This window comes from Propionivibrio sp. (assembly GCF_047602565.1).
Classification (GTDB): Bacteria; Pseudomonadota; Gammaproteobacteria; order Burkholderiales; family Rhodocyclaceae; genus Propionivibrio.
In genome coordinates this window covers 622,128-642,889 of the sequence record NZ_JASGGX010000001.1, presented here as the reverse complement: position 1 = coordinate 642,889, position 20,762 = coordinate 622,128, and the positions used below count along the sequence as shown (strand labels likewise).

The following is a 20,762-nucleotide window of genomic DNA, read 5'->3' as shown; positions in this document are numbered from 1 at the left end:
GTGTGGCGAATGGATCGGCGTTCTTCAGGTGATGGCCTCGATCTGCTCCCGGACGTTGTCGGGTTCGAAGATTTTCCGCCAGTCGTCCTTGATGAATTCGCGCAGGCCGCGCTCCAGCGCCTTGTTGGCCGCGTCGGAGAACACCGCGCCGGGAATCTCGTCGAACAGGACCGCCAGCTGGATGCGCAGGTGGCCCAGCAGGAAGTCGCGCGCGGCGTCCGCCGGAACGCCGCGCTTGATGATTTCGTCGAGTCCCTGGCGGATGACGTAGATGCAGGTCGAGGACAGGGTTTCGACGAGCGCGGGTTCGAGCAGCCCCATCTGCTCGACGGTGATCCGGTGCGCCTTGGCGACCGGGCCGTAGAAGACCGAGGCCAGTTGTTCGCCGAGCGGGTACTGGCTGTCGTCCCCCTGCATCAGGGCGCAGACGATCGCCTGCTTGGCGGCGACGCCGCCGAAATGATCGTGCTGTTCCTGCGGGGTCGGCCCCCAATAGAAGATCGACGGATGCGCCGGGTGCGCGATGAAGTAGCTCAGGTCCGCGCGCCGGCATATCTTCCCGGCGAGGGGCGCGGCCGGATCGAGCATCACGGCCATCGCGCCGCTTTTCATCTGCGGGACGTAGTCGCCCGTCACCTTGGCGAGGGCGACGTCCGGCACGGCGAAGATCACCGCGTCCGCATCGCGGATGCAGTCGTCCGGCTGCGCCGCCGCCAGTCCGGCCTCGGCCAGCCGGGCCAGTCCCGCCGGGCTGATTTCGAGATAGCGCGTGAGGTACGTCAACTTGCGCAGGTTATGTGCGAGACGCATGCCCATCTTGCCGCCGGCGCCCACCAGAGTGATTTTTTGCATGATTCATGTCCAGAGTGAGGATTGATCTTTGGCCCGCGCGACGACGGCGCGGACCGACGGGAAAACGTTCATGCGAACAGCCGGCTTTCCTTGAGAAAGGCCACGCTCGCGGCGACCCATTCCGCCTCCTTGCGGATCGTCGCGTCCAGGGTCTTTTCCGGCGGCGTCCACAGTTCGACGATGGCGCTCCTGCAGCGCCCGCCCGGCGCGACCGCCGCCACCAGTCCGGGAATGTCCAGCAGCCCCCGGCCGGCGGGAAGGCCCTCCACGACGAACCCCATCTTGTGGTCAACGCGGCGCACCGTGAATTCCTTGAGGTGCAGGTTGATCGTGTAAGGCGCCAGGGTCCGCACGACCTCCCGGACGCCTTCGCCGGCGCCCATGCTGTTCACGGAATCCAGGCAGATGCCGACCCATTCGGGATCGGTTTCGGCGACCATCCGCGCGAATTCATGGCTCAGGAAGCGGTCGTGGTTCTCGATCGCCAGGCGGACCCCGGCCCGCCGCAACTCGGGCACGAGCGCCCGGATCGTGTGGATCGCCTCGTCCAGTTCCGGCTCGTAGCCGGCGGCATCGACGACCAGCCGGAGGATGTCCGAGCCGAGCCGCCGCGCGATGTCCAGGTAAACCCGGACGTCGGCGGGGATCAGCCCGCGCATGCCCACCTCGATGCGCACGCCGAGCTCGTCCGCGAGGCGGCGCAAATCGTCCAGGGCCGCCGAATCCAGGAGGTGCAGGGGGCAATTGTCGGCGATCTGCACGACCGGCAGCTCGTACCGGTGCGCCTGCCGCAGCAGGTCGGCCGGCGTCATCGGCGCGTCCGGCGGTTGCCCGGGAACGCCGACGGCCCAGGTGAATGAGTAGGAGGACAATCCCAGTTGCATGATGCTTTCCTTGGTTGCGGAGACGGCCGGGGCCGCCGCCGGCGCCGTGCGGCGCCGGCAGTGCCGGTGGGTCTGCGTGGAAGCGGGGGAGGGCAAGGGCGCGCGGTGACGGAAGGGATGCCCGCCCGCGGCCTGCCCGCCGCGTGCCCCGGCCTACTTCTTCTGGCGCATGGCCGCGACCTGGTTGAACATCTCCTTGGCGAGGCTGGCGTCGAAGTCGGCGGCGAACTTGTCGACGACCGGCCGCACCTTGTCGCTCATGCGCTGCAGTTCGGCCGGCGGGATCGTCGTCACGGTCATGCCCTTGTCCTTGAGCGCGGCGATCGACTTGCTGTCCGCCTCGTTGTTCAGCTTGCGCTGGAAGGGGCGCGTTTCGACGACCGCCTCGGTGATGATCCGCTGCTCGTCCTTGCTCAGGGTATCCCACCACTTCTTGCTGGCCATCACCAGATGCGCCGCATAGGCGTGCCGGGTCAGGCTGAGGTATTTCTGCACCTCGTAGATCTTGGCCGTGTCGATCGTCGACGCCGGGTTTTCATGGCCGTCGACCGCGCGCGTTTCGAGCGCGGTGAACACCTCGCTCCAGGGCATCGGCACGGGGTTGGCGCCCAGCTCCTTGAAGAACTCCAGATAAACCGGGTTCTGCATCACGCGCAGCTTGATCCCGTTCATGTCCTCCAGCTTCGCCACGGCGCGCTTGCTGTTGGTCAGGTTGCGGAAACCGTTGTCCCAGAAGGCGATGCCGATCAGGCCGACGTCGGGCAGCTTCGCCGTCAGCTTCTGGCCGATCGGGCCGTCGACGACGGCATAGGCTTCTTCCGGCGTCTGGAAAACGAAGGGCAGATCGAGAATGCCGAATTCCTTGACCATGCCGACCAGGGTCGCGGTCGAGCCGACCATCATTTCCTGCGTGCCCGCGGTGAGCGCCGTCTGCATCGCCATGTCGGCGCCGAGCACCGCGCCGCCGAACAGGCGCACCTTCATCTTGCCGCCGCTTTTCTTCTCGACCAGCTCCGCGAAGTGCTTGACGCCCTGGCCGGACGGGCTGCTGTCCGGGTTGCCGAAGCCGAACCGGATGATCCGCGACTGAACGTCCTGGGCCAGCGCACCCTGGGCGCCGAGCAGGCCCAGCACGCACGCGGCGGCCAGGCAGCCGGTATGGCGGGTGAAGGTACGAATGGAAAGCTTCATGTGAGTCTCCTTGTCGATCGGGGTTAGCGGAACAACCAGCGGGCGGGCCCGGTGATGAGCCCGGGGAAAACGACGAACAGCATCATGACGGCGCTGAGGACGACCATGTAGAGCCAGGAACCGCGGACGACGTCGTCGAGCTTCATCCGGCCGACGCCGGCGACCGCGTTGAGGACGGTGCCGACGGGGGGCGTGATCAGTCCGATCGAGCCGTTGATCACGAACATCACGCCGAAATAGACCGGATCGATGCCCGCCTTGACGGCGATCGGCACCAGCACGGGCGCCAGGATCAGGATGGTCGGGGTGATGTCCAGTCCGGCGCCGACGACGGTCAGCAGAACCATCACGGCCGTCATCAGCAGGATCGGGCTGTCGAGGATCGGCTCGATGACGGCCGAGACTTCTCCCGGCAGGTCGGCGAGGGTGATCGCGTAGGACGAGACGAACGACGCCGCGATCAGGAACATGATCACCGCCGTCGTCTTCGCCGAAGCCACGAAGACGTGCAGCAGATGCGCCGGCTTCAGCTCGCGGTAGATGAACACGCCGACGACGAAGGCGTAGACGGCGGCGACCACGGCGGCTTCGGTCGCGGTGAAGATCCCCCCGCGCAGGCCGACGACGATGATGACCGGCAGGACCAGTCCCCAGGCCGCCTCGGTGAAATGCTTCCAACTGACCGACAGCGGCTGGCGCGGCGACACCCGGACGGTCGCCTTGCGCATCACCCACCACCAGGTGAACACCAGCGACACGCCGATCAGCAGGCCGGGCGCGATGCCGGCCAGGAAAAGCTTGGTGATCGAGACGTTGGTGGCGACGCCGAAGATGATGAAGGAGATCGACGGCGGGATGACCGGCGTGATGATGGCCCCCGCGCAGATCAGTCCGGCGGACTGTTTCTCGTCGTACCCGTTGTCCCGCATCATCGGCAGCAGCACGCCGGCCAGGGCCGCCGCGTCGGCGACGGCCGAGCCCGACAGGCTCGACAGCACGACGGCGACGGCGATGACCACGTAGCCGAGGCCGCCGCGCACATGCGCGATCAGCGAGACGGCCAGGGCGACGATGCGGCGGGAGATGCCGCCCGAGTTCATCAGCTCGCCGGCCAGCATGAAGAACGGCACGGCGAGCAGCTGATAACTGTTGGCACCCTCGATCATGTACTGCGCGACCGCCGCCGCGTCGAAGACGCCGAGCTGCCGGAGCATCAGGATGCCGGTGATCAGCAGCGCGAAGGCGACCGGCATGCCCAGCACCATGAACAGGCAGAGGGAAATCGTGAAGATGGCCAGGCTCATGGGGTTTATCCTTGTTCTTCGGAGACGGTCATCAGTTCCGCGTCGGACAGGCGCCCCAGAGCCAGGCGCACCAGGTCCGCGACGAGGATGACGCCGATCGCGGCGCTCGACAGCACCCCGGCCGCCGTGACCCACGACATGGGAATCCCGGTGATCGCCGATTTGTTGGCGTGGCCGAGCACGGTATGCGTCCAGCTGCCCTGGAAGAAGACCACGCACCCGTAGAGCATCAGGCAGTGGCTGACGGCGAAGCAGATCTTCTTTCCCGCGGGCGGCAGCATGCGCACCACGGTGTCCATGCCGAGATGCGCATGCTGGCGCATGGCGACGATGGCCCCCAGGAACACCAGCCACACGAAGCAGTAGCGCGACAACTCGTCCGAAACGGCCAGGCCCTTGCCGAAACCGTAGCGCATGACGACGTTGATAAAGACCAGCACGACCATGACGACCAACGCGGCCATGATGGTGATTTCGATGGCGCGCATCAGCCCATCGACCATTTTTCTGATGATCATTGACCCTCCGGTTTTTTTTAAACTGGTAATACCATAAACCGTAATTTCGGCCGGAGTCAACCTCCGTGCTGGCGGATGATCACCTGAAGGTATCCGATAGCTCCGCCTTCCGAGGCACCGAAAGCATCGCGGCGGTATTCGAATTACAATGTGCTGGCGGGCCGTGGCTTGAATGCGGTGGCCGAATTTAACTATACTTGTGGTAATACCAGTTTTGCAGAAAACGCCCATGACTACCTTCAAACCGCTCGTGCGCCACAAGCTGGCCGACCAGATCCTGGATCAGTTGCGGGAAGCGATCGCCAACGGACAATACCGGCAGGGCGAGCCGCTGCCTTCCGAGAGGACGCTGGCGACGGTTTTCGGCGCCAGCCGGGTCGCCGTGCGCGAGGCCCTGGTCGCCCTGCAGGCGCAAGGCCTGGTCGAGCGGTCGCACGGGCGTACCGCGCGGGTCCTGCCGGAGCAGGCGGATATATGGGCGGAAGCGGAGGCGATCCGCCTGCCCGGCGCTCCGACCGAGCGCGACGTGCGGAACGTGCGGCAGATGCGCGTTTTCCTCGAAGTCGAGATGGCGCGCAACGCCGCGCAGACCTGTTCCGCGCAGGATGCCGAACGGTTGAGGAACGCGCTCGAAGCCAATCGCAAGGCGATCGCCGATCCGCGCGTCTTTCTGCAGACCGACATGGCCTTGCACACGACCATCGTCGGCCTTTCCGACAATCCGCTGCTCGTCGCCACGGCGCGCGACCTGCTCAACTGGCTGGCGCGTTTCCAGACCGAGGCGGTGCACATCGAAGGCTCGGTGATGCTCAGCCATCGGGAACACGCCCGCATCGTCGAAACCATCGTCGCCCGAGATCCGGACGCGGCGGCGAAAGCCATGTTCGAACACCTGTCCCGCACGCACATGGCGTACGGCCGTCTTCACCCGCCGGCGGCGAGCGACGAGGTCCCCGCGGGCGAAGCGCGTTCGGAGTCGCTCAAGTAGGACAGCCCCCGCGGCCCCGCTTCGACGATACCCGGTGAATGGGGCCGTCCCGTCCGGTATGCCGCGCTTGCCCCGATTTCGATCTCCATCGTTTCTCGGCTGTCGGACGCCAGAACGAGCCAAGCAAGAATGGCAACACGGTGCCTAATTGCCCTCTCCGTGGAAACCGAGATACTTCATAGTGAATTGGAAAATCTAGATTCGCCACGAACCAAGGTTGGCTGAAAGCCAAATCACTACGCCGCCTTTAGCACTGGAGCGCCACTACCCCTTTTTGTCTTTCTGCTCCTCATGGTGCTCACAGAGCGGCTCAGTCCTCATCGCTGAACTGGAACAATTTCCCGTATAACGATAGCCGTGCGAAATTAAACAACGCTCATGGGATCGACTTTGTCTTATTCTCGATTGTTCGTTGGTCTCATTTTCCAGTCTTTTCCTTGTATCCCAAGAGAATGTTCCATCCTTGTCACCCCCGCAAGTGAGCCAATCTGAAAGCCGTCCTTCTTCAGTCATTCCCGGTTTTTCCCAGTAATCAATATACGGTTTGATGGGTGTGGGCGAGCAGTCGAGATAACAATATGGCGCATGCCACCAGAAGCATCCCGATAATGATACGGCCAGTAGCAGAATAAATGTTTTTCTCATCTCGCCGTTCTCAGAAAAAAGCGAATCAAAGGGGGCGTAGTGAATTGGAAAATCTAGATATCGCTACGACCTCTTTGGCGTGAAGGTTGGCCGAGAATCAAATTACTCTTTGGCGCTTTCCTTTTATTCGCTACTCGGATTCCACGTGTAACCTTTGCCGAACATGCATTGTTTCCAAGGCTCTATCAAACGCGATTCGTCGTAATAAAGTTTTGGGTCACGGCCTTCTGGAAGTAATCCGGCAGCTTTTAATTTTTCTCCGGAGAAATAGGGAAAATGATCCAGATAATCCGTACATTTGGACGGGTTGCTTGGATTTGACCAGCACACTTCAGGGATGGATTTGGGATGAAGATGAGAGCCGCACAGCCCACCGCATGCCCGGCAGTCCTCCCGCCGTTGTTCATCCGTGACTCCGGGTTTTTCCAAGTGCCGGAGATAGGGTTTGATGGGTGTGGGCGAGCAGTCGAGATAACAATATGGCGCATGCCACCAGAAGCATCCCGATAACGATACAGCTAGTAGCAGAATAAGTGTTTTTCTCATTTCGCTGCTCTTAGAAAAATGGAAATACCTTTCCAGACTTCTGGGGGCAACAGTTCTGACATGGCGAATGGTGCCGCGGGAACGATTGCTAATTCTGAAATACGGTCATGCACAAATTTCTCAATATTAGACATGCCTCGCTTGGTATTCCCCTGTTCATCATAGAGTCCAGTGAGGGTTCCACCGATTACGTCGTGTGACCCGCCGAAAGAATCAATCAGTTTGTCCTGCCAACTTCCCGCCGCATAGGGACGGCCGAACAGCGTTCCCTTCCAGCCTTGAATACCGCCTGTGGCGCCTGCCGCCTCCTGGCCTTTGGTGGATTCGAGGTATTCGGCTAGGCTCATGCCTGATTTTTCTACGTCAAACTGGACACGGCCTTGGCCATCGTATGCCAAGCTGCCGTCCGTATTCGTTTTGCACCGCTCATTCGTCTTCCCACAGATATTGTCGAGATCAGCGCGCGTGCCGCCGGTCTTGGTTCCATCCTGGCGGATACCTTCACTTTCGCCAGACGTATTGGTCAATACCGTCGTTCCGTCGGTGATGCCCTTGAACTTCTGTGAATCCTTGATCGTGTAATCGCGCATTTCCTCCGCTGCTGCCGAAAGGCTTTCCTTGAGCAGTGCAGAATTGCCCATGCCGGTCACGGCGCCGATCAGGACGTTCATTATCCGCTCCTCGTTATTGATCTCGCTGATCTTGGCCCGGATCGCCGCTTTCTCTTCGTCGCTTGCCGCTTCCTTAAGCTGCGCCTGCAACTCCGTCCGTTGTTGCCGGGCATAATCTTCCACGACCTGGCTGGCCTGCTGGCCGAAGGTCTGGGTGATCTTGACCTGGGCGTCGATCTCCTTCTGGACTTTCTCGGCATCGAAGATCTTGGCGATGCCGGTCTGGGGATCGCCGGTGCGGGTTTCCGTGTTGCCGGCGATCCCGGAGATGCCGGCCGAGGTGGTGCTGCTGGCGCTGTCGCTGGTGGAGCCGATGCCGGCGCCCGAACCGGTCGCCACGTATTTGCCATCGAAACTCTTGCCGGCGCCAACGTTGACGCCGTAACCGCTCGCCTCGTACTCGGCCCGATTCTGGATGTCTTCGAGGGTCAGCGCGCCGCCGGTGGCGAAGGCATTTCTGGCTTCGTCAAGGGCGGTCTGCGTGCTGGCGATCACCGCGCCCTTGAGCGTCGTGTCGCCGGCGACCTTGACGTTGAACCCGCCGTCGCCGGCCAGGAGTCCGGTCTGCTCGGTGACGCTGGCGTAGTCGCTCTTCACCTTGCTGCTGCCGCCCGAGACCGACCCGCTGATCGTGCCGGGGCCGATCGGGATGGACAGAGAGAAGCCGAAGCTGCCTTGCTTGCTGTCGTAGGTGCTCAGGTCCTGCAGGCTTTCCAGGAGCAGGTTGCCGCCGACTTCGGCGATCACCTGTTTGCCGCCGGCCACGGCGCCCTTGAGGGTGGTGTCGCCGCCGGAGACGAGGGTGAGCGTCTCGCCGGCCTGGACGTGGGTGTTGGTCCAGGCCAGATCGCTGCCGTTGGCCTTGCCTTTGCCCTGGCTGGCGCCGATGTTGAAGAGGAGGCCGTTGGTGCCGATGGAGACGCCGACGCTGGCGCTGCTTGAACTGTTCTTGCTCGTCTGGCTGGCGGTGTTGCGGGCGGCGAGGAGTTCGATGGCATCGTCGGCGAGCAGCGTGACGTCCTGCCCGGCGAGGACCTTGGCGCCCTGGATGCGGATATCCGATTCGGCGCCGCCGCCGGTGGCGATCAGTGTGACGTTGCCGCCGGCGGCGAGCGTGCTGCCGGCGGCCGTGTCGCTCGTCGCGGTGCTCATGCTGTGGCTCTTGCTGGTGCCGAGGCTGAGGCTGAGATTGATGCCGCCGGCCCGTTCGCCGGCCGTGGCGTCGCGGGTGCCGATGACTTCGCCCTTGTCGTTGAAGACGTCCATCTGGTTGGTCTTGACTGTGCCGTCGTCCAGGGTGACCGTCTTGCCCTGTCCGGTCTCGATGGCCTTGTAGCCCTGATAGCCGGCCAGCCCGGCGCTGGCGGCGGCGAGGGCGTGCATGCGGCCATCGGAGGTGTCGCTGGCGGCCTGGGCCATCTGGCCGATGGTCTGGACGGCGCTGATCACCGGGCTGGTGATGGCGACCGTGAGGCCCGACTGCTTGGCTTTCATTTCGTAGGAGCTGTGCGAGGTTTCGCGCGCTTCCTCGATGGCGATCGACTTGGCCAGCACGCCGATGTCGCCGCCCGGCGCCAGGACCTCGCTGCCGATTTGGGTGTAGGCGTTGCCGGCGACCAGGGTGACGTTACCCTCGACGCTGCCGAGGGTGCTGCCGACGGCAGTGGTGGCGGTGCTCCGCTGGTCGGTGGAGAGCATGCGGCTGCCGATGGTGACGCCGATGCCGCCGGAACCGAAGAGGCCGCTTTCCGTTTCCTTATGGTAGTGCGTCTCCGCACGCCGCTCGGTCGCCGCGGTGATCGTCAGGTCGTGCCCCGCGACGGCGGTGAGGTCGCCTTGCGCCACGATGCTGCTGCCCTTGACGGTGAGGTCGTTGCCGGCGGCGAGCGCCACGGTGTCGCCGGAGAAGGTGCTGGAAATCGCGGTGGTTTCCTCGAAGGCGTCGCGCTGGATCTTGGTCGTGCTGGAGAAGGTGCCGCTGCGTTTGGTCTTCTGCGTGATTTCGGAATAGCTGGAGGCCTCGCCGGCCTCGATGACGAGGTCGTTGCCCGCCGTGACGGAGAGCGCGCCGGCCGTGCTGGTCACGCTGGCGGCGCGCGCCCGGAGGTCTCCGGCGGCGGCGAGGGTCACGTCGCCGGTGCCGACGACCGACGTGCCGACTTCGGCCGTGCCGCCGCTGCGATTGACGTTGGCGGCATTGAGGCCGGTATGGTTCGATTCGGCGATGCGCACCGTGCCCAGCGTGAGGTCATGTCCCGCCGCCAGAACGGTCTGCCCGGCGCCCGCGCCGGTGCCGGAGAAGGACGCCCCATTGACCACGGCGGCCGCCAGCAGCGTGAGGTCGTGACCGGCGCTGGCGACCAGCGTGCCGTTCGCGCCGGTCACGTACAGTCCGGCCAGGCGGTCGATGTGGGTGCGCGTGAAGCGGGCGGCGCCTTCGACGTTCTCGGTGTCGCGCGTGGTGCTTGCGACGGTCAGGTCGCGGCCGGCCGTGGCGATGAGGGTACGTTCGGCGCTGATGCTGCCGCCGGCCACGGTGAGATCGGTGTTTGCCCGGACCGCCACGTCGCGGCCGGCGATGGCGCCCGTGTTGCGGATGTTCTCGGCGGAAAGCGAGACGAGTTCGCGGCCGGCGATCGTGCCGCTGTTGGTCAGGTCGCCGGTGAGCGTCAGCTCCATGCTGCTGGCCGCGATCAGGCTGCCGGAGGGCGTTACGTCGCCGGGCCGGGTCCGGGCGTAGACCTGCGGCACGAGTACGCGCTGCGTGCTGCCGTCGGCAAGGGTGATGGTCTTCTCGACCAGCCAGACGATGTCGGTGGTGAGCTGGGCCATCTGCGCCGCGGTCAGCGCCACGCCGGGGATCAACTGCCAGTCCCGGGCGACGGTCAGCCCGGCGGCCATCAGCGCGCGGTATTGTTCCTCGTCGCTGGCATAGCCGGTGAGGAAGCGGTGGCCGGTGAGCTGGGCGATCTGTTCGGTGATCAGGCGCTGTTCGTAGAAGCCGTCGCCGAGGCGCTTCTGCGTCATGGCCGGGTCGAGGCCCAGGGCCTTGAGCAGAGAGTCGGAGGAGAGCCAGGAGCGGTAGTTGGCGAATTGCGGGTCGGTCTCGACGAGGTAGCCGCCTGTGCTGTTCGGGTTGGTGTGATAGAGCCGGTTGGCGGGGAGCGTCAAGGGCAGCTCGGCCGTGGCGATCACGGCGGACGGGCCGCTGGCGCTGCCGGCGACGGTCACCTGGGTGATGCGGGCGGTGCCGGCGCCGCTCGTGGCCGTGGTGTTCGCGGACGCTGTCTGCGCCGTGGCAGCAATGTTCTGGCCTGCGCCCACCGAGGTGCTGGCCGTGCCGGCCGAGGCGGTGCGCGTGGCGTCGCCGGCCGGGCCGGCGGCGGCGCTGGCTTGGCCGGCACCGGTGGCGTCGGCGTTGACCTGGCCGATGGCACGGCCGTCGAGCGTCGTGCTCGCGTTCGTGGCGGCGTGCTCCTCGACACGCGCGGTGCCGAGGCTGAAGGTGGTGACGACAGGCGCCGGGCTGAAGGAATAGCGCGGGCCAAACTTGAGTTTTTCGCTGCGTCCATCCCAGTCGCGGAACTGGGCCCAGCCGTCGTAGGTGGTGGTCCGGGTGCCTTGGGTGCTGGTGTTGGTCAGCACGCCGACAGGTTGCTTGAGCGTGCCGCCGACGATGATTTGGCTGTCGATGTTTTCCAGGTTGCCGGCCAGCGTGAAGTTGCCGCCGGCGAGAATCTTTCCGGGCGATGTGGAAACGACTTCGGTGACGGTGGTCGTGGCGGTGTAGTCGTAGAACGTGTAGTCCTCGAACCGGCCGACGACGACGCCATCGACGACATAGGACTGTTTCTCGATCTTGTAGTTGAAGATCGTGGGGAAAAAGGCGACGTCGTAACGTTGCCCCCAGCCTTCGGGCTGGACTTCCTCGATGTGCCGGCTGCTTTCGAACACCGTCTCGGTGACGAAGCCGGCGTTGGTGTTCTTGATTTCGCCGGCGGCGATGGAGAGATTGCCGAGGCTTTCGATGGTGGCGGCATGGTTGAACAGGCTGCCGGCCTGTCCGGTGGCGTGGCGGCCGGCGTCGAGGCCGCCGCCGATGGCCATGTCCTCGGCGGAGAAGATCAATGCGCCGTCGCGGTTGGCAAGGGTGCCCACGCCGAGGTCGAGGCGGCTGCGCGCGGCGATCACCGGCGCCGTGCCGCCTTCGGCGAGGTTGTTCAGCGTGCCGGCGGCGATGGCGAGGTGGTCGCCGTAGAGGCGGCCGGTGCCGAGGTTGTCGAGCCTGCCGGCGGTGATGAGTGTTTCGCCGCCGTCGATCAGGCCGCGGTTGGTCAGGGCGCCGGCGGCGATGTCCATGCTGTTCGCGAGGATATTGCCGGAAGCCGTATTGGTCAGGCGGTTGGCCTGGACTGCCAGCGTCTGGCCGGCCTGCAGCGTGCCGTCGTTGGTCAGGAGGCCGGCGGTTTCGACACGGGCGCCGCGGTTGGCCGTGATCTCGCCCGTGACGTGCAGGTCGCCGGTCAGCGTGAGCGTCAGGTCCTCTTTGCTGAGCAGCTTGCCGTCGCTGGTGAAGTGCGCCGTGTCGATCACAAGCTGCCGGTCGGCAATGATCGTGCCGCCGGTGTTGGTGATGGAGAGCGTCTTGGCGGTGGCGTTAGGGTCGTGAAGGGTCAGCGCATCGGCCGAAGAGAGGAGGCCGCCGGTATTGTCGAGCGTGCCGGCGCTGGTGACGGTGAGGGCGGTGTTGGCGCGCACGGCGCCGCCGGCGTTGGCGAGCGTACCGGCCGTGATGTCGACGCTACCGCCTTCGAGGCCGTGGCCGGTGTCCAGGGTGCCGGTGTTGTCGACCATGGCCGCCGAGAGGGTGAGGGCCTGGGCGGTGCGGATCAATCCGGCGGTGTTGGTGACCGTCCCGTCGGCCCGGATGCCGATATCCTGCAGGGCCTGGAGCTGCCCTCCCGAATTGTCGAGCGCGCGGGCCTCGATCCGGAGCGTGTCCTCGCTGGTGAGGCGGCCACCGGCGTTGGCGAGGTCGGCCGTCGTGATCGCCAGGGCGCCCCTGGCGCCGAGGACTCCGGCCGTATTGTCCAGGTCGCCGGTGCGCAGCGTCACCGACGACTGGCCGAAGAGGCCGCCGTGTTCGCCGGACTGGGCGTTGGTCAGCGTCTGGCCGTGGGTGTCCAGGGTGAGGGCGTCGCCGGCCTGGATCAGCCCGCCGGTGTTGTCGAGCGCGCCGCTGTCGATGTGGAGCGTCCGGTCGGCGACCAGTTGGCCGTGGGTGTTGTCCAGGGCCTTGCCGTGCGTGTCGATGTCGAGTGTCTGGCCGAACACGGTACCGCCGGCATTGCCGAGGCCCTGGCTCGTCAGGACGAGGTCCGTGGCAGCTTCGAGGCGGCCGGCCGTGCTGTCGATGCGACCGGCCGCTGTGACGTCGAGCCGGCCGCCGACCGCGGCGAGCGTGCCGCCGCGATTGTCGAGCGCGCCGCCGGCGTTCAGCGTGAGATCGGTGCCGCCGACCATCACGCCCGCGCTGTTGTCCAGCGCCCCGGCCGCGCCGACCGTCAGCGCCTGCTTGGCGGAGAGCGTGCCGCCGGCGTTGGCGAGCAGTCCCGTCGTGGTGGTGACGGCGAGCGCGTCGTTGGCGACGATCCGGCCGCCGCTCCCGTTGTCCAGGCGGCCCGCGGTGACGGCGAGCGCGCCCTCGGTGGCCAGCGTGCCGCCCCGGTTGTCGAGGGCGCCGGTGACGGCGACCGTGCCGGCGCCGCTACCGACGGCCTGTCCGCCCGAATTGTCCAGCGCCGCCGCCGTCAGCGTGAGCGCGCCGCCGGCGCTGATCCGGCCCGCCGCGTTGTCCAGCGCGCCCGCCGTGAGCGTCACCGTCCCTTGCCCGCGAAGGCCGCGGCCGTCGCCCAGGGTGTCGCGGTTGGTCAGCGCCTGGCCGTGGGTGTCCAGGGTGAGGGCGTCGCCGGCCTGGATCAGTCCGGCGGTGTTGTCGAGCGCGCCGCTATCGATGTGGAGTGTCCGGTCGGCGACCAACTGGCCCTGCGCGTTGTCCAGGGCCTGGCCCCGCGTGTCGAGCGCGAGCGTCTGGCCGAACACGGTGCCGCCGGCGTTGGCGAGGCCCCGGCTCGCCAGGACGACCGCGTGCGCCGCTTCGAGCCGCCCGCCGGCATTGGTCAGGAGGCCGCCTGCGCTGAGGGTGAGCCCACCGGCGACCGCACCGAGGGTGCCGTCCGTGTTGTCGAGCGCGCCGTTTGTGTTCAGCGTGAGGTCCGTGCCGCCGACCAGCGTGCCGGTGGTGTTGGTCAGCGCCCCGGCCGTACTGACGATCAGCGCCTGCTTGGCGGAGAGCGTGCCGCCGGCGTTGTCCAGGCCGCCGGCCGTGGTGGTGAGCGTCAGGGCGTCGTCGGCGACGATCTGCCCGCCGGCGCGGTTCTCGATGTCGCCGGCGGCAAGCGTGAGCACGGCGGCGCTGGCCAGCGTGCCGCCGGTGTTGTTGAACCGACCGGCGGCGGTGAGCGCGAGCGCGTCGCCGGCGCTGACGAGGCCGGCGGCGTTGTCCATTGCCCCGGTCGTGAGCGTGACCGCGCCTTGTCCCCGAATGCCGAGGTTCTCGCCCAGGGTGTCGCGGTTGGTCAGCGCCTGGCCGTGGGTATCGAGGGTCAGGGCGCCGCCGGCCTGGAGCAGCCCGCCGGTGTTGGTGAGGGCGCCGCTGTCGATCTGCAGGGTGGTTTCGGCGGCGAGGACGCCCTGGGTGTTGTCGAGCGCCTGCCCGTGGGTGTCGACGGTGAGCGTTTTGCCGAGCACGGTGCCGCCGGCATTGCCGAGGCCCTGGCTCGCCAGGACGAGGTCCGTGGCCGCTTCGAGCCGCCCGCTGGTGTTGGTCACGACGCCGCCCGCGCTGAGGTCGAGCCGCCCGGCGACCGCCCCGAGCGTGCCGGCTGTGTTGTCGAGCGCGCCCTCGGAGCGCAGCGTGAGGTCGGTGCCGGCGACGAGCTGGCCGGCGGCGTTGGCCACGTCGCCCTGCGCCGTGACCGTCAGCGCCTTCGCTGCGGAGAGCGTGCCCCCGGCGTTGTCCAGCCGCCCCGTCGTGGTGGTGACGGCGAGCGCGTCGTTGGCGACGATCCGGCCGCCGGTCCGGTTGTCGAGCGTGGCGGACTGAATGGTCAGCGCCTGGCCGCTGGCGAGCGTGCCGCCCCGGTTGTCGAGCGCGCCGGCGACCGTGAGCATGCCGCCCTGCTCGCTCGTAATGCGGCCGCCGGTGTTGTCCAGTCCGGCCGCCGTGACCACCAGGGCGCCTTGGGCGCCAAGAACCCCCGCCGCATTGTTCACCGTGCCCGCGTGCACGGTGACCGCGCCCTGGCCCTGGATCGTCCCGGCGGCGTTGATGAGCTGTCCGCTCGTCAGCGTCAGCATGCCGTCGCCGGCCAGGGTGAGGACGCCACCGGTGTTGTCGACGGTGTCGGCGCTCAGGGACAGGCCGTGGCCGTTGCTGGCGAAGCGTCCTTCGGTGTTGTCGAAGCGGCCGGCGAGGGTGAGAGTCAGGGCGTCGGCGCCGGCGTAGTCGAAGGTGCCCCGGACGTTGAGCAGGTCGTATGCGGCGACGGCGAGCCGGCCGCTCACGGAGAGGGCGCCGCCGCGATTGTCGAGGGTGGCGGCGGCGAGGGCGGCATCCGTGGCGGTGACGGTGCCCGAGTTGCGGAAGGCGGTGCCCGTGGCGGTGAGTCGGTCAAGGGTGAGCGTGCCGGCGTTGTCCAGGGCCTTGGTGGCGGTGAGGGCGAACGTGCCGCTGGCCACGAGGGTGCCGGTGTTGGCCAGGGTGCCCACGGCGATGCGTCCGTCGGCGAGCGGGAGCGGGACGGCGGTGTCCACGGCGAGCGTGCCGCCCGCCGTGCTGGCGGTGGGGACGCCGGCGAGGGCGCCGGTTTCGGTCCCGGCGCCGGACCCGCTCCCGGCCCCGCCCGAAGGCGTACCGCCGCCAGCCTCGGAGGGAGCGGCAAGGTGGCCGATCACCCCGGCCGCAGCGTTGTCGAGATGCGCGGCGGTGAGGGCGAGCGCCTGCGTGCCGCTCTGGCGCACGCTGCCGTCGTTGCGGAAGACGCCGGCCGTCAGGTCGAGGCGCTGGCCGTCGAGCGTGCCCTGGCGGTTGGCGAGCTGCCCGTCGGTGGCAAGGACCAGTTCCCGCCCGGCGTGCAGCAGGCCGCTGTTGTCGATGTCGCCCCGGCTCGCCACGGTCAGATTGCCGTCGCTCGCCAGCGTGCCGGTGTTGTCCAGGCCCCGGGTGGCGACGGTCAGGGAGGACTCGCCGCTCACCACGGTGCCGCGGTTGATCAGTTGCCCCTCCGCCGTGACCAGCACCTCCCCCGCCGAGGCGGCGAGCGTGCCGGCGTTGCGCACGCCGACGCCGGCCTCGGTGCCGACGAGGACGATCTTGCCGGCGTACATGCCGCCGAGCGGGGCGACGTCGAGGGCGAAGGCCGGGGCCGGGCCGGCGCCGGAAATCGGCACGGCCTGCGTGTGCGCGGCATCGACCCGGTTGGCGCCGGTGGTGACTTTCACGGTCTGCGCCCACACGCCGGCGTTGAGTTCGACGGCGCGGGCGATGAGGTCGGTATAGTCCGCGCCGCGCGCGTCCAGCCCGGCGCCGTCGATGCGCAGCGTGCCGCCCTCGACGCGGTAGCCGTCGAGGGTACCGGCGGAGAGGAGCGGGGTGCCGGTGGTGAGCGTGGCGCGGTGGGCGTTGAGGAAGCCGCAGCCCGCGCAGGTGACGCCGGCCGGGTTGGCGACGACGACCTGGGCGCGGTCGCCGGCCACTTCGATATAGCCGCCGAGCAGGCTGGGGGTGCTGGACACGACTTCGTTGAGGATGACGCGGGCGGTGCCGCGGGCGAGCCAGGGGTTGCCCTGGACCCAGCCGCCGAGCTGGGTGGCGACGTTGTTCCTGGAATTGTTGAGGATGGCGCCGGCGGCGCCGACGTCGAACTGGCCATAGGTGTTGTGCGAGACGCCCGCCGCGCTCGGGGTCTGGATGTTGATGAGCGGCACGCCGTTGCCGGCCGACAGGATCGTCGCCTGCTGCGCGGCCGGGGCGGCCTTGTAGGCGACGACCTGGGCCGCCGCCGGCAGCACCGCCGCCCCGCCGAAGGCCACCAGGAGGCAGAACCCGAGCCGCCGCAGCCGCGCCCAGCGTGCCGTCCCCGCCCCATGCCGCCCGGCCGCCCCCGTCCCCTTGCCATCCCCCACCGCGCTCTCCGCCACCGCCATCACCTGCCCGCGCTTCTCGTTGAATACATGACGGTACAGAGCTCGGTTCATCGTGGCCTCCTGGGGGCGTGGTGTGAGGAATGGCAAAGGGGCTGCGGCGTCGATGTCCGGTGACGAGCCCTGGAGTCATTTTTTATGGCTGTGGACTATGCCATCAAATTCTTGCGACTTGTATTGAGTATTTTTTATGGATATCGATTCAGCTATAGGGAATACGTAATGTTTCCCGGCCCTTGCCGAAAACGGAAAGAGGGCATGCCTTGCGGGAGGGCCTCGCTCGTGCCGGGATCGCCGGTCAGGCGCCGGAGAGTTCCGAGCGGGAAAATGGCCACGCTTCCGATCAGCCATCGGGCCGCCGGTGGCGATGATCGGTAGCAGATCCGGCACAATTCGGCGTCGCCATGCTGCCGAGGTTTCCGAATCCCCGTATAATTTCCAGGCTTGAAAAAGGGACGCCGACCGTTGAGGCGATCTCCCGGAAACCGGCGGCGGCCGGTTTTTCTTTACCGCATTTTTGGGTTCATATGCGCATTCTTCTGAGTAACGACGACGGCTACTTCTCTCCGGGAATCGAACATCTGGCGCACGCCCTGTCGGCCGTCGCCGAAATCACCGTGGTCGCCCCCGAGCGCGACCGCAGCGGCGCCAGCAACTCCCTGACGCTGGACCGGCCGCTGTCGCTGAAGCAGTCGGCCAACGGCTTCTACTACGTGAACGGCACCCCGACCGACTGCGTGCATCTGGCGGTGACGGGCATGCTCGACGCGATGCCCGACATGGTCGTGTCCGGGATCAACAACGGCGCCAACATGGGCGACGACACCATCTATTCGGGCACCGTCGCGGCGGCGACCGAGGGGTTCCTGCTCGGCGTCCCGTCGGTCGCGGTGTCGCTGTGCAGCAAGGTCGGGGCGAACTACGAAACCGCCGCCCGGATCGCGCTGGAAGTCGTGCAGATGATCCAGCAGCGGGGATCGGCGGAGCCGGTGCTGCTCAATGTCAACGTGCCGGACGTTCCCTACGCGGCCCTGGGCGGCCGGGTGGTCACCCGCCTGGGCAAGCGGCACAAGGCCGAATCGGTGGTGCGCACGGTCACGCCGCGCCACGAGACGGTGTACTGGGTCGGCGCCGCGGGCGCCGCGCAGGACGCCGGCGAGGGGACGGATTTCCACGCCGTCGCCAGCAATTACGTGTCGATCACGCCCTTGCAGATCGACCTGACGCACAACGCGCAACTGGCCATGGTCCGTTCATGGCTGCAACGATGACGCGCAGCGCCGCCGGGCTCGGCATGACCTCCCAGCGCACCCGGGCGCGCATGATCGAACGCCTGCGCGAGCAGGGCATCCGCGACGAGGCCGTGCTGGCGGCGCTGGCCGCCGTGCCGCGCCACCTGTTCGTCGAGGAGGCCCTGGCCTCGCGCGCCTACGAGGACACGGCCCTGCCGCTCGGCTTTGCGCAGACCATTTCGCAGCCGTTCGTCGTGGCGCGCATGATCGAAATCCTGCGCGAAGGGCGCGCCGGCCTGGGCAAGACGCTCGAAATCGGTGCCGGCTGCGGCTATCAGGCGGCCGTGCTGGCGCAGTTCGACGCGCGACGTCTACGCGGTCGAACGCATCGAATCGCTGCTCGCCCGGGCCAAGGTCAACCTGCGGGCGATCCGCCAGTTCCGCGTGCGCCTGAAATATGCGGATGGGCAGCTCGGCATTCCCGAGGCCGCGCCGTTCGACACCATCATCGTCGCCGCCGCCGCGCCAAGCGTGCCGCCCGCGCTTTTGCAGCAACTGGCGCTTGGTGGCAGAATGCTCCTGCCGCTGGGTTCCGGGGATCAGTATCTGGTGCTGATCGAACGGCGTGCTGAAGGTTACGTCGAAACCCGTCTGGACGGTGTTCGTTTCGTTCCGCTACTTTCAGGACTCGAATGAGAAAGATTGGTTTCCCTTCAGGCATCGGGCATGCCGCCCTGGTGATTTTCGCCCTCGCGCTGGCCGGCTGCGCCTCGCGGTCGCCCGCGCCGGTGGTCGAGCGCGGCGGGCAGCGGACGCCGGCCCAGGCGGCGGCGCAGGCCGATACCTATACGGTCAAGAGCGGCGACACGATCTACAGCATCGCCCGCGAACACGGCATGGACTTCCGCGAGCTGATCGCGCTGAACGGCATCGAGAATCCCAACCAGATCGCGGTCGGGCGGGTGCTCAAGGTGAGGCCGCCGTCGACCTCGGCCGCGCCCGATGTGGCGGTCACCGCGCCGGTGACGTCCGACGTCGTCGTCACCCGGCCGATCGGCGAAGCTCCGGCCGTCGAGGCGCGGCCGGAAGCGGGTGGCAACACGGAAAAGCTCAAGCGCGAGCCGAAGGCCGGCAAGGAGCCGTATTCCGAGCAGGCGCTGGCCTCGGCGCAGGCCCAGGGGCAGCCGAAGCCGTCCGAAGCGCCGCCGGCGGTGGTGGCCAAGCCGGAGCCGAAGCCCGAGGACAAACCTGCGGACAAAGCGCCCGAGCCCGCGGCGGGCGGCGACGAGGTGCCCTGGATCTGGCCGGCCAACGGCAAGATCGTCGGCACCTTCAGCGAAAACGGCAGCAAGGGCATCGACATCGCCGGCAAGGCCGGCGATCCGGTGATCGCCGCCGGTGACGGCCGGGTCGTCTACAGCGGCACGGGCCTGCGCGGCTACGGCAAGCTGGTGATCATCAAGCACAACGCCACCTACCTGTCGGCCTACGCGCACAACCAGAACATCCTGGTCAAGGAAGGGCAGTCGGTGACCAAGGGGCAGAAAATCGCCGAAATGGGCAATACGGACGCAGATCAGGTCAAGCTGCATTTCGAAGTCCGCCGCCAGGGCAAGCCGGTCGATCCGCTGAAGCATCTGCCGTCGCGCTGAAGATGGAAACGAACGCCGATCAGGACGCCGAACTGATGGACGACGAAGCCCCTCGGGGGGGAGGCGGCGAGGAGGGCTTTCTCGCCGATCCCGAGGAGGAGACCAGCGCGTCGCCGCCCGAAGTCGAACTGCTCAACGACGTCACCCAGCATTACCTGAACGAGATCGGCGCCAAGCCGCTGTTCACGCCGGAGGAGGAATACGCCTGGGCGTGCCGGGCGCGCATCGGCGATTTCGTGGCGCGCCAGAAGATGATCGAGCACAACCTGCGGCTGGTGGTGAACATCGCCAAGCACTACCTCAACCGCGGGATTCCCCTGCTCGACCTGATCGAGGAAGGCAACCTCGGCCTGATCCACGCGATCGAGAAATTCGATCCCGAGCGCGGCTTCCGCTTCTCGACGTACGCCACCTGGTGGATTCGCCAGAGCATCGAGCGGGCCATCATGAACCAGTCGCGCACCATCCGGCTGCCGGTGCACGTGGTCAAGGAGATCAACCTGATCCTGCGCGCCTTCCGGCACCTGGAAATGGCCAACGGCAAGGAAACGCGGCTCGAACAGATCGCCCACCTGATCGACCGCCCGGTCGAGGACGTGCGCCGCGCGATCGCCCTGAACGAACACATCGCCTCGCTCGACGCGCCGCTGGAAGTCGACCCGGACCACACCATCGCCGACGCCATCGCGGACGAGAAGGCGCTCGATCCGGAAGAGCTGCTGCAATCGGCCGAGATCGGCAACCTGGTGAACCAGTGGGTGGAGCAGTTGACGGACAAGCAGCGCCGCGTCCTGGAACGGCGCTACGGCCTCGGCGGCGCCGAGGTCAGCACGCTGGAGGAGGTGGCGGCCGAGCTCAACCTGACCCGCGAGCGTGTGCGCCAGATCCAGATCGAGGCGCTCGACCAGCTGCGCCGGGTGATCAAGCGCGGCGGCGTGACGCGCGAAAACCTGATCTGATTGTTTGCTATAGTGCCGGGCCGGCTTCGCGCCGGGCGGCGCGCGGCCGTTCGCCG

General features: G+C 67.1%; 11 protein-coding genes and 1 pseudogene. 5 read left to right on the top strand and 7 right to left on the bottom strand.

Annotation, left to right across the window (positions count from 1 at the left end; all coding sequences use genetic code 11):
* Window positions 1-24: 24 nt before the first annotated feature.
* The 5 genes from QM701_RS02930 to QM701_RS02910 all read right to left on the bottom strand — a co-directional run bounded on the left by QM701_RS02930 (window position 25) and on the right by QM701_RS02910 (window position 4,749).
* On the bottom strand, window positions 25-852 hold the full coding sequence (locus QM701_RS02930) for a phosphogluconate dehydrogenase C-terminal domain-containing protein (protein WP_415165599.1): 828 nt from the start codon (window positions 850-852) through the stop codon (window positions 25-27).
* Between the two features lie 68 nt (window positions 853-920).
* Complete coding sequence (locus tag QM701_RS02925) at window positions 921-1,736, bottom strand: sugar phosphate isomerase/epimerase family protein (RefSeq protein WP_415165598.1); 816 nt, start codon at window positions 1,734-1,736, stop codon at window positions 921-923.
* Between the two features lie 153 nt (window positions 1,737-1,889).
* Window positions 1,890-2,927 (bottom strand): TRAP transporter substrate-binding protein, encoded by a 1,038-nt coding sequence (locus QM701_RS02920; RefSeq protein WP_415165597.1) that lies wholly within the window; start codon window positions 2,925-2,927, stop codon window positions 1,890-1,892.
* Between the two features lie 23 nt (window positions 2,928-2,950).
* Window positions 2,951-4,231 (bottom strand): TRAP transporter large permease subunit, encoded by a 1,281-nt coding sequence (locus tag QM701_RS02915; RefSeq protein WP_415165596.1) that lies wholly within the window; start codon window positions 4,229-4,231, stop codon window positions 2,951-2,953.
* 5 nt (window positions 4,232-4,236) lie between these two features.
* Entirely contained in the window at window positions 4,237-4,749 is a 513-nt protein-coding gene (locus QM701_RS02910; protein WP_415165595.1) for a TRAP transporter small permease, read from the bottom strand.
* 229 nt (window positions 4,750-4,978) lie between these two features.
* On the opposite strand from QM701_RS02910, the gene QM701_RS02905 reads away from it, so the two are divergent.
* The gene (locus QM701_RS02905; RefSeq protein ID WP_415165594.1) at window positions 4,979-5,737 is read left to right on the top strand and encodes an FCD domain-containing protein; all 759 of its coding nucleotides are present in this window, start codon (window positions 4,979-4,981) and stop codon (window positions 5,735-5,737) included.
* A 768-nt stretch (window positions 5,738-6,505) separates the two neighbouring features.
* On the opposite strand, the gene QM701_RS02900 is transcribed toward QM701_RS02905, so the two are convergent.
* Entirely contained in the window at window positions 6,506-6,928 is a 423-nt protein-coding gene (locus tag QM701_RS02900) for a hypothetical protein (protein ID WP_415165593.1), read from the bottom strand.
* Window positions 6,925-16,917: a hemagglutinin repeat-containing protein gene (locus QM701_RS02895; protein WP_415165592.1), complete on the bottom strand. Its 9,993-nt coding sequence runs from the start codon at window positions 16,915-16,917 to the stop codon at window positions 6,925-6,927. Before QM701_RS02895 ends, QM701_RS02900 begins: the two co-directional genes overlap by 4 nt.
* 473 nt (window positions 16,918-17,390) lie before the next feature.
* Between QM701_RS02895 and surE the strand changes: the two genes are divergently transcribed.
* The 4 genes and pseudogenes from surE (at window position 17,391) to rpoS (ending at window position 20,706) form a co-directional block, all read left to right on the top strand.
* On the top strand, window positions 17,391-18,134 hold the full coding sequence (gene surE / locus QM701_RS02890) for a 5'/3'-nucleotidase SurE (protein WP_415165591.1): 744 nt from the start codon (window positions 17,391-17,393) through the stop codon (window positions 18,132-18,134).
* A pseudogene (locus QM701_RS02885) lies at window positions 18,131-18,791 on the top strand (protein-L-isoaspartate(D-aspartate) O-methyltransferase). Before surE ends, QM701_RS02885 begins: the two are co-directional and overlap by 4 nt.
* Window positions 18,788-19,747 carry a peptidoglycan DD-metalloendopeptidase family protein gene (locus QM701_RS02880; protein ID WP_415165590.1) on the top strand — a complete coding sequence of 320 codons (960 nt, stop codon included), beginning with the start codon at window positions 18,788-18,790 and terminating at the stop codon, window positions 19,745-19,747. The pseudogene QM701_RS02885 and the gene QM701_RS02880 overlap by 4 nt, the downstream one beginning before the upstream one ends.
* Window positions 19,748-19,749: 2 nt before the next feature.
* Window positions 19,750-20,706, top strand: a complete 957-nt coding sequence (gene rpoS / locus QM701_RS02875) for an RNA polymerase sigma factor RpoS (RefSeq protein ID WP_415165589.1) — start codon at window positions 19,750-19,752, stop codon at window positions 20,704-20,706.
* Window positions 20,707-20,762 lie beyond the last annotated feature (56 nt).

Excerpts from the sequence above, each read along its gene's own strand:
- rpoS (WP_415165589.1), top strand. The coding sequence starts at position 19,750 with ATGGAAACGAACGCCGATCAGGACGCCGAACTGATGGACGACGAAGCC.
- QM701_RS02880 (WP_415165590.1), top strand. The coding sequence starts at position 18,788 with ATGAGAAAGATTGGTTTCCCTTCAGGCATCGGGCATGCCGCCCTGGTG.
- QM701_RS02915 (WP_415165596.1), bottom strand. The coding sequence starts at position 4,231 with ATGAGCCTGGCCATCTTCACGATTTCCCTCTGCCTGTTCATGGTGCTG.
- QM701_RS02895 (WP_415165592.1), bottom strand. The coding sequence starts at position 16,917 with ATGAACCGAGCTCTGTACCGTCATGTATTCAACGAGAAGCGCGGGCAG.
- surE (WP_415165591.1), top strand. The coding sequence starts at position 17,391 with ATGCGCATTCTTCTGAGTAACGACGACGGCTACTTCTCTCCGGGAATC.
- QM701_RS02925 (WP_415165598.1), bottom strand. The coding sequence starts at position 1,736 with ATGCAACTGGGATTGTCCTCCTACTCATTCACCTGGGCCGTCGGCGTT.
- QM701_RS02920 (WP_415165597.1), bottom strand. The coding sequence starts at position 2,927 with ATGAAGCTTTCCATTCGTACCTTCACCCGCCATACCGGCTGCCTGGCC.
- QM701_RS02905 (WP_415165594.1), top strand. The coding sequence starts at position 4,979 with ATGACTACCTTCAAACCGCTCGTGCGCCACAAGCTGGCCGACCAGATC.
- QM701_RS02930 (WP_415165599.1), bottom strand. The coding sequence starts at position 852 with ATGCAAAAAATCACTCTGGTGGGCGCCGGCGGCAAGATGGGCATGCGT.
- QM701_RS02900 (WP_415165593.1), bottom strand. The coding sequence starts at position 6,928 with ATGAGAAAAACACTTATTCTGCTACTAGCTGTATCGTTATCGGGATGC.
- QM701_RS02910 (WP_415165595.1), bottom strand. The coding sequence starts at position 4,749 with ATGATCATCAGAAAAATGGTCGATGGGCTGATGCGCGCCATCGAAATC.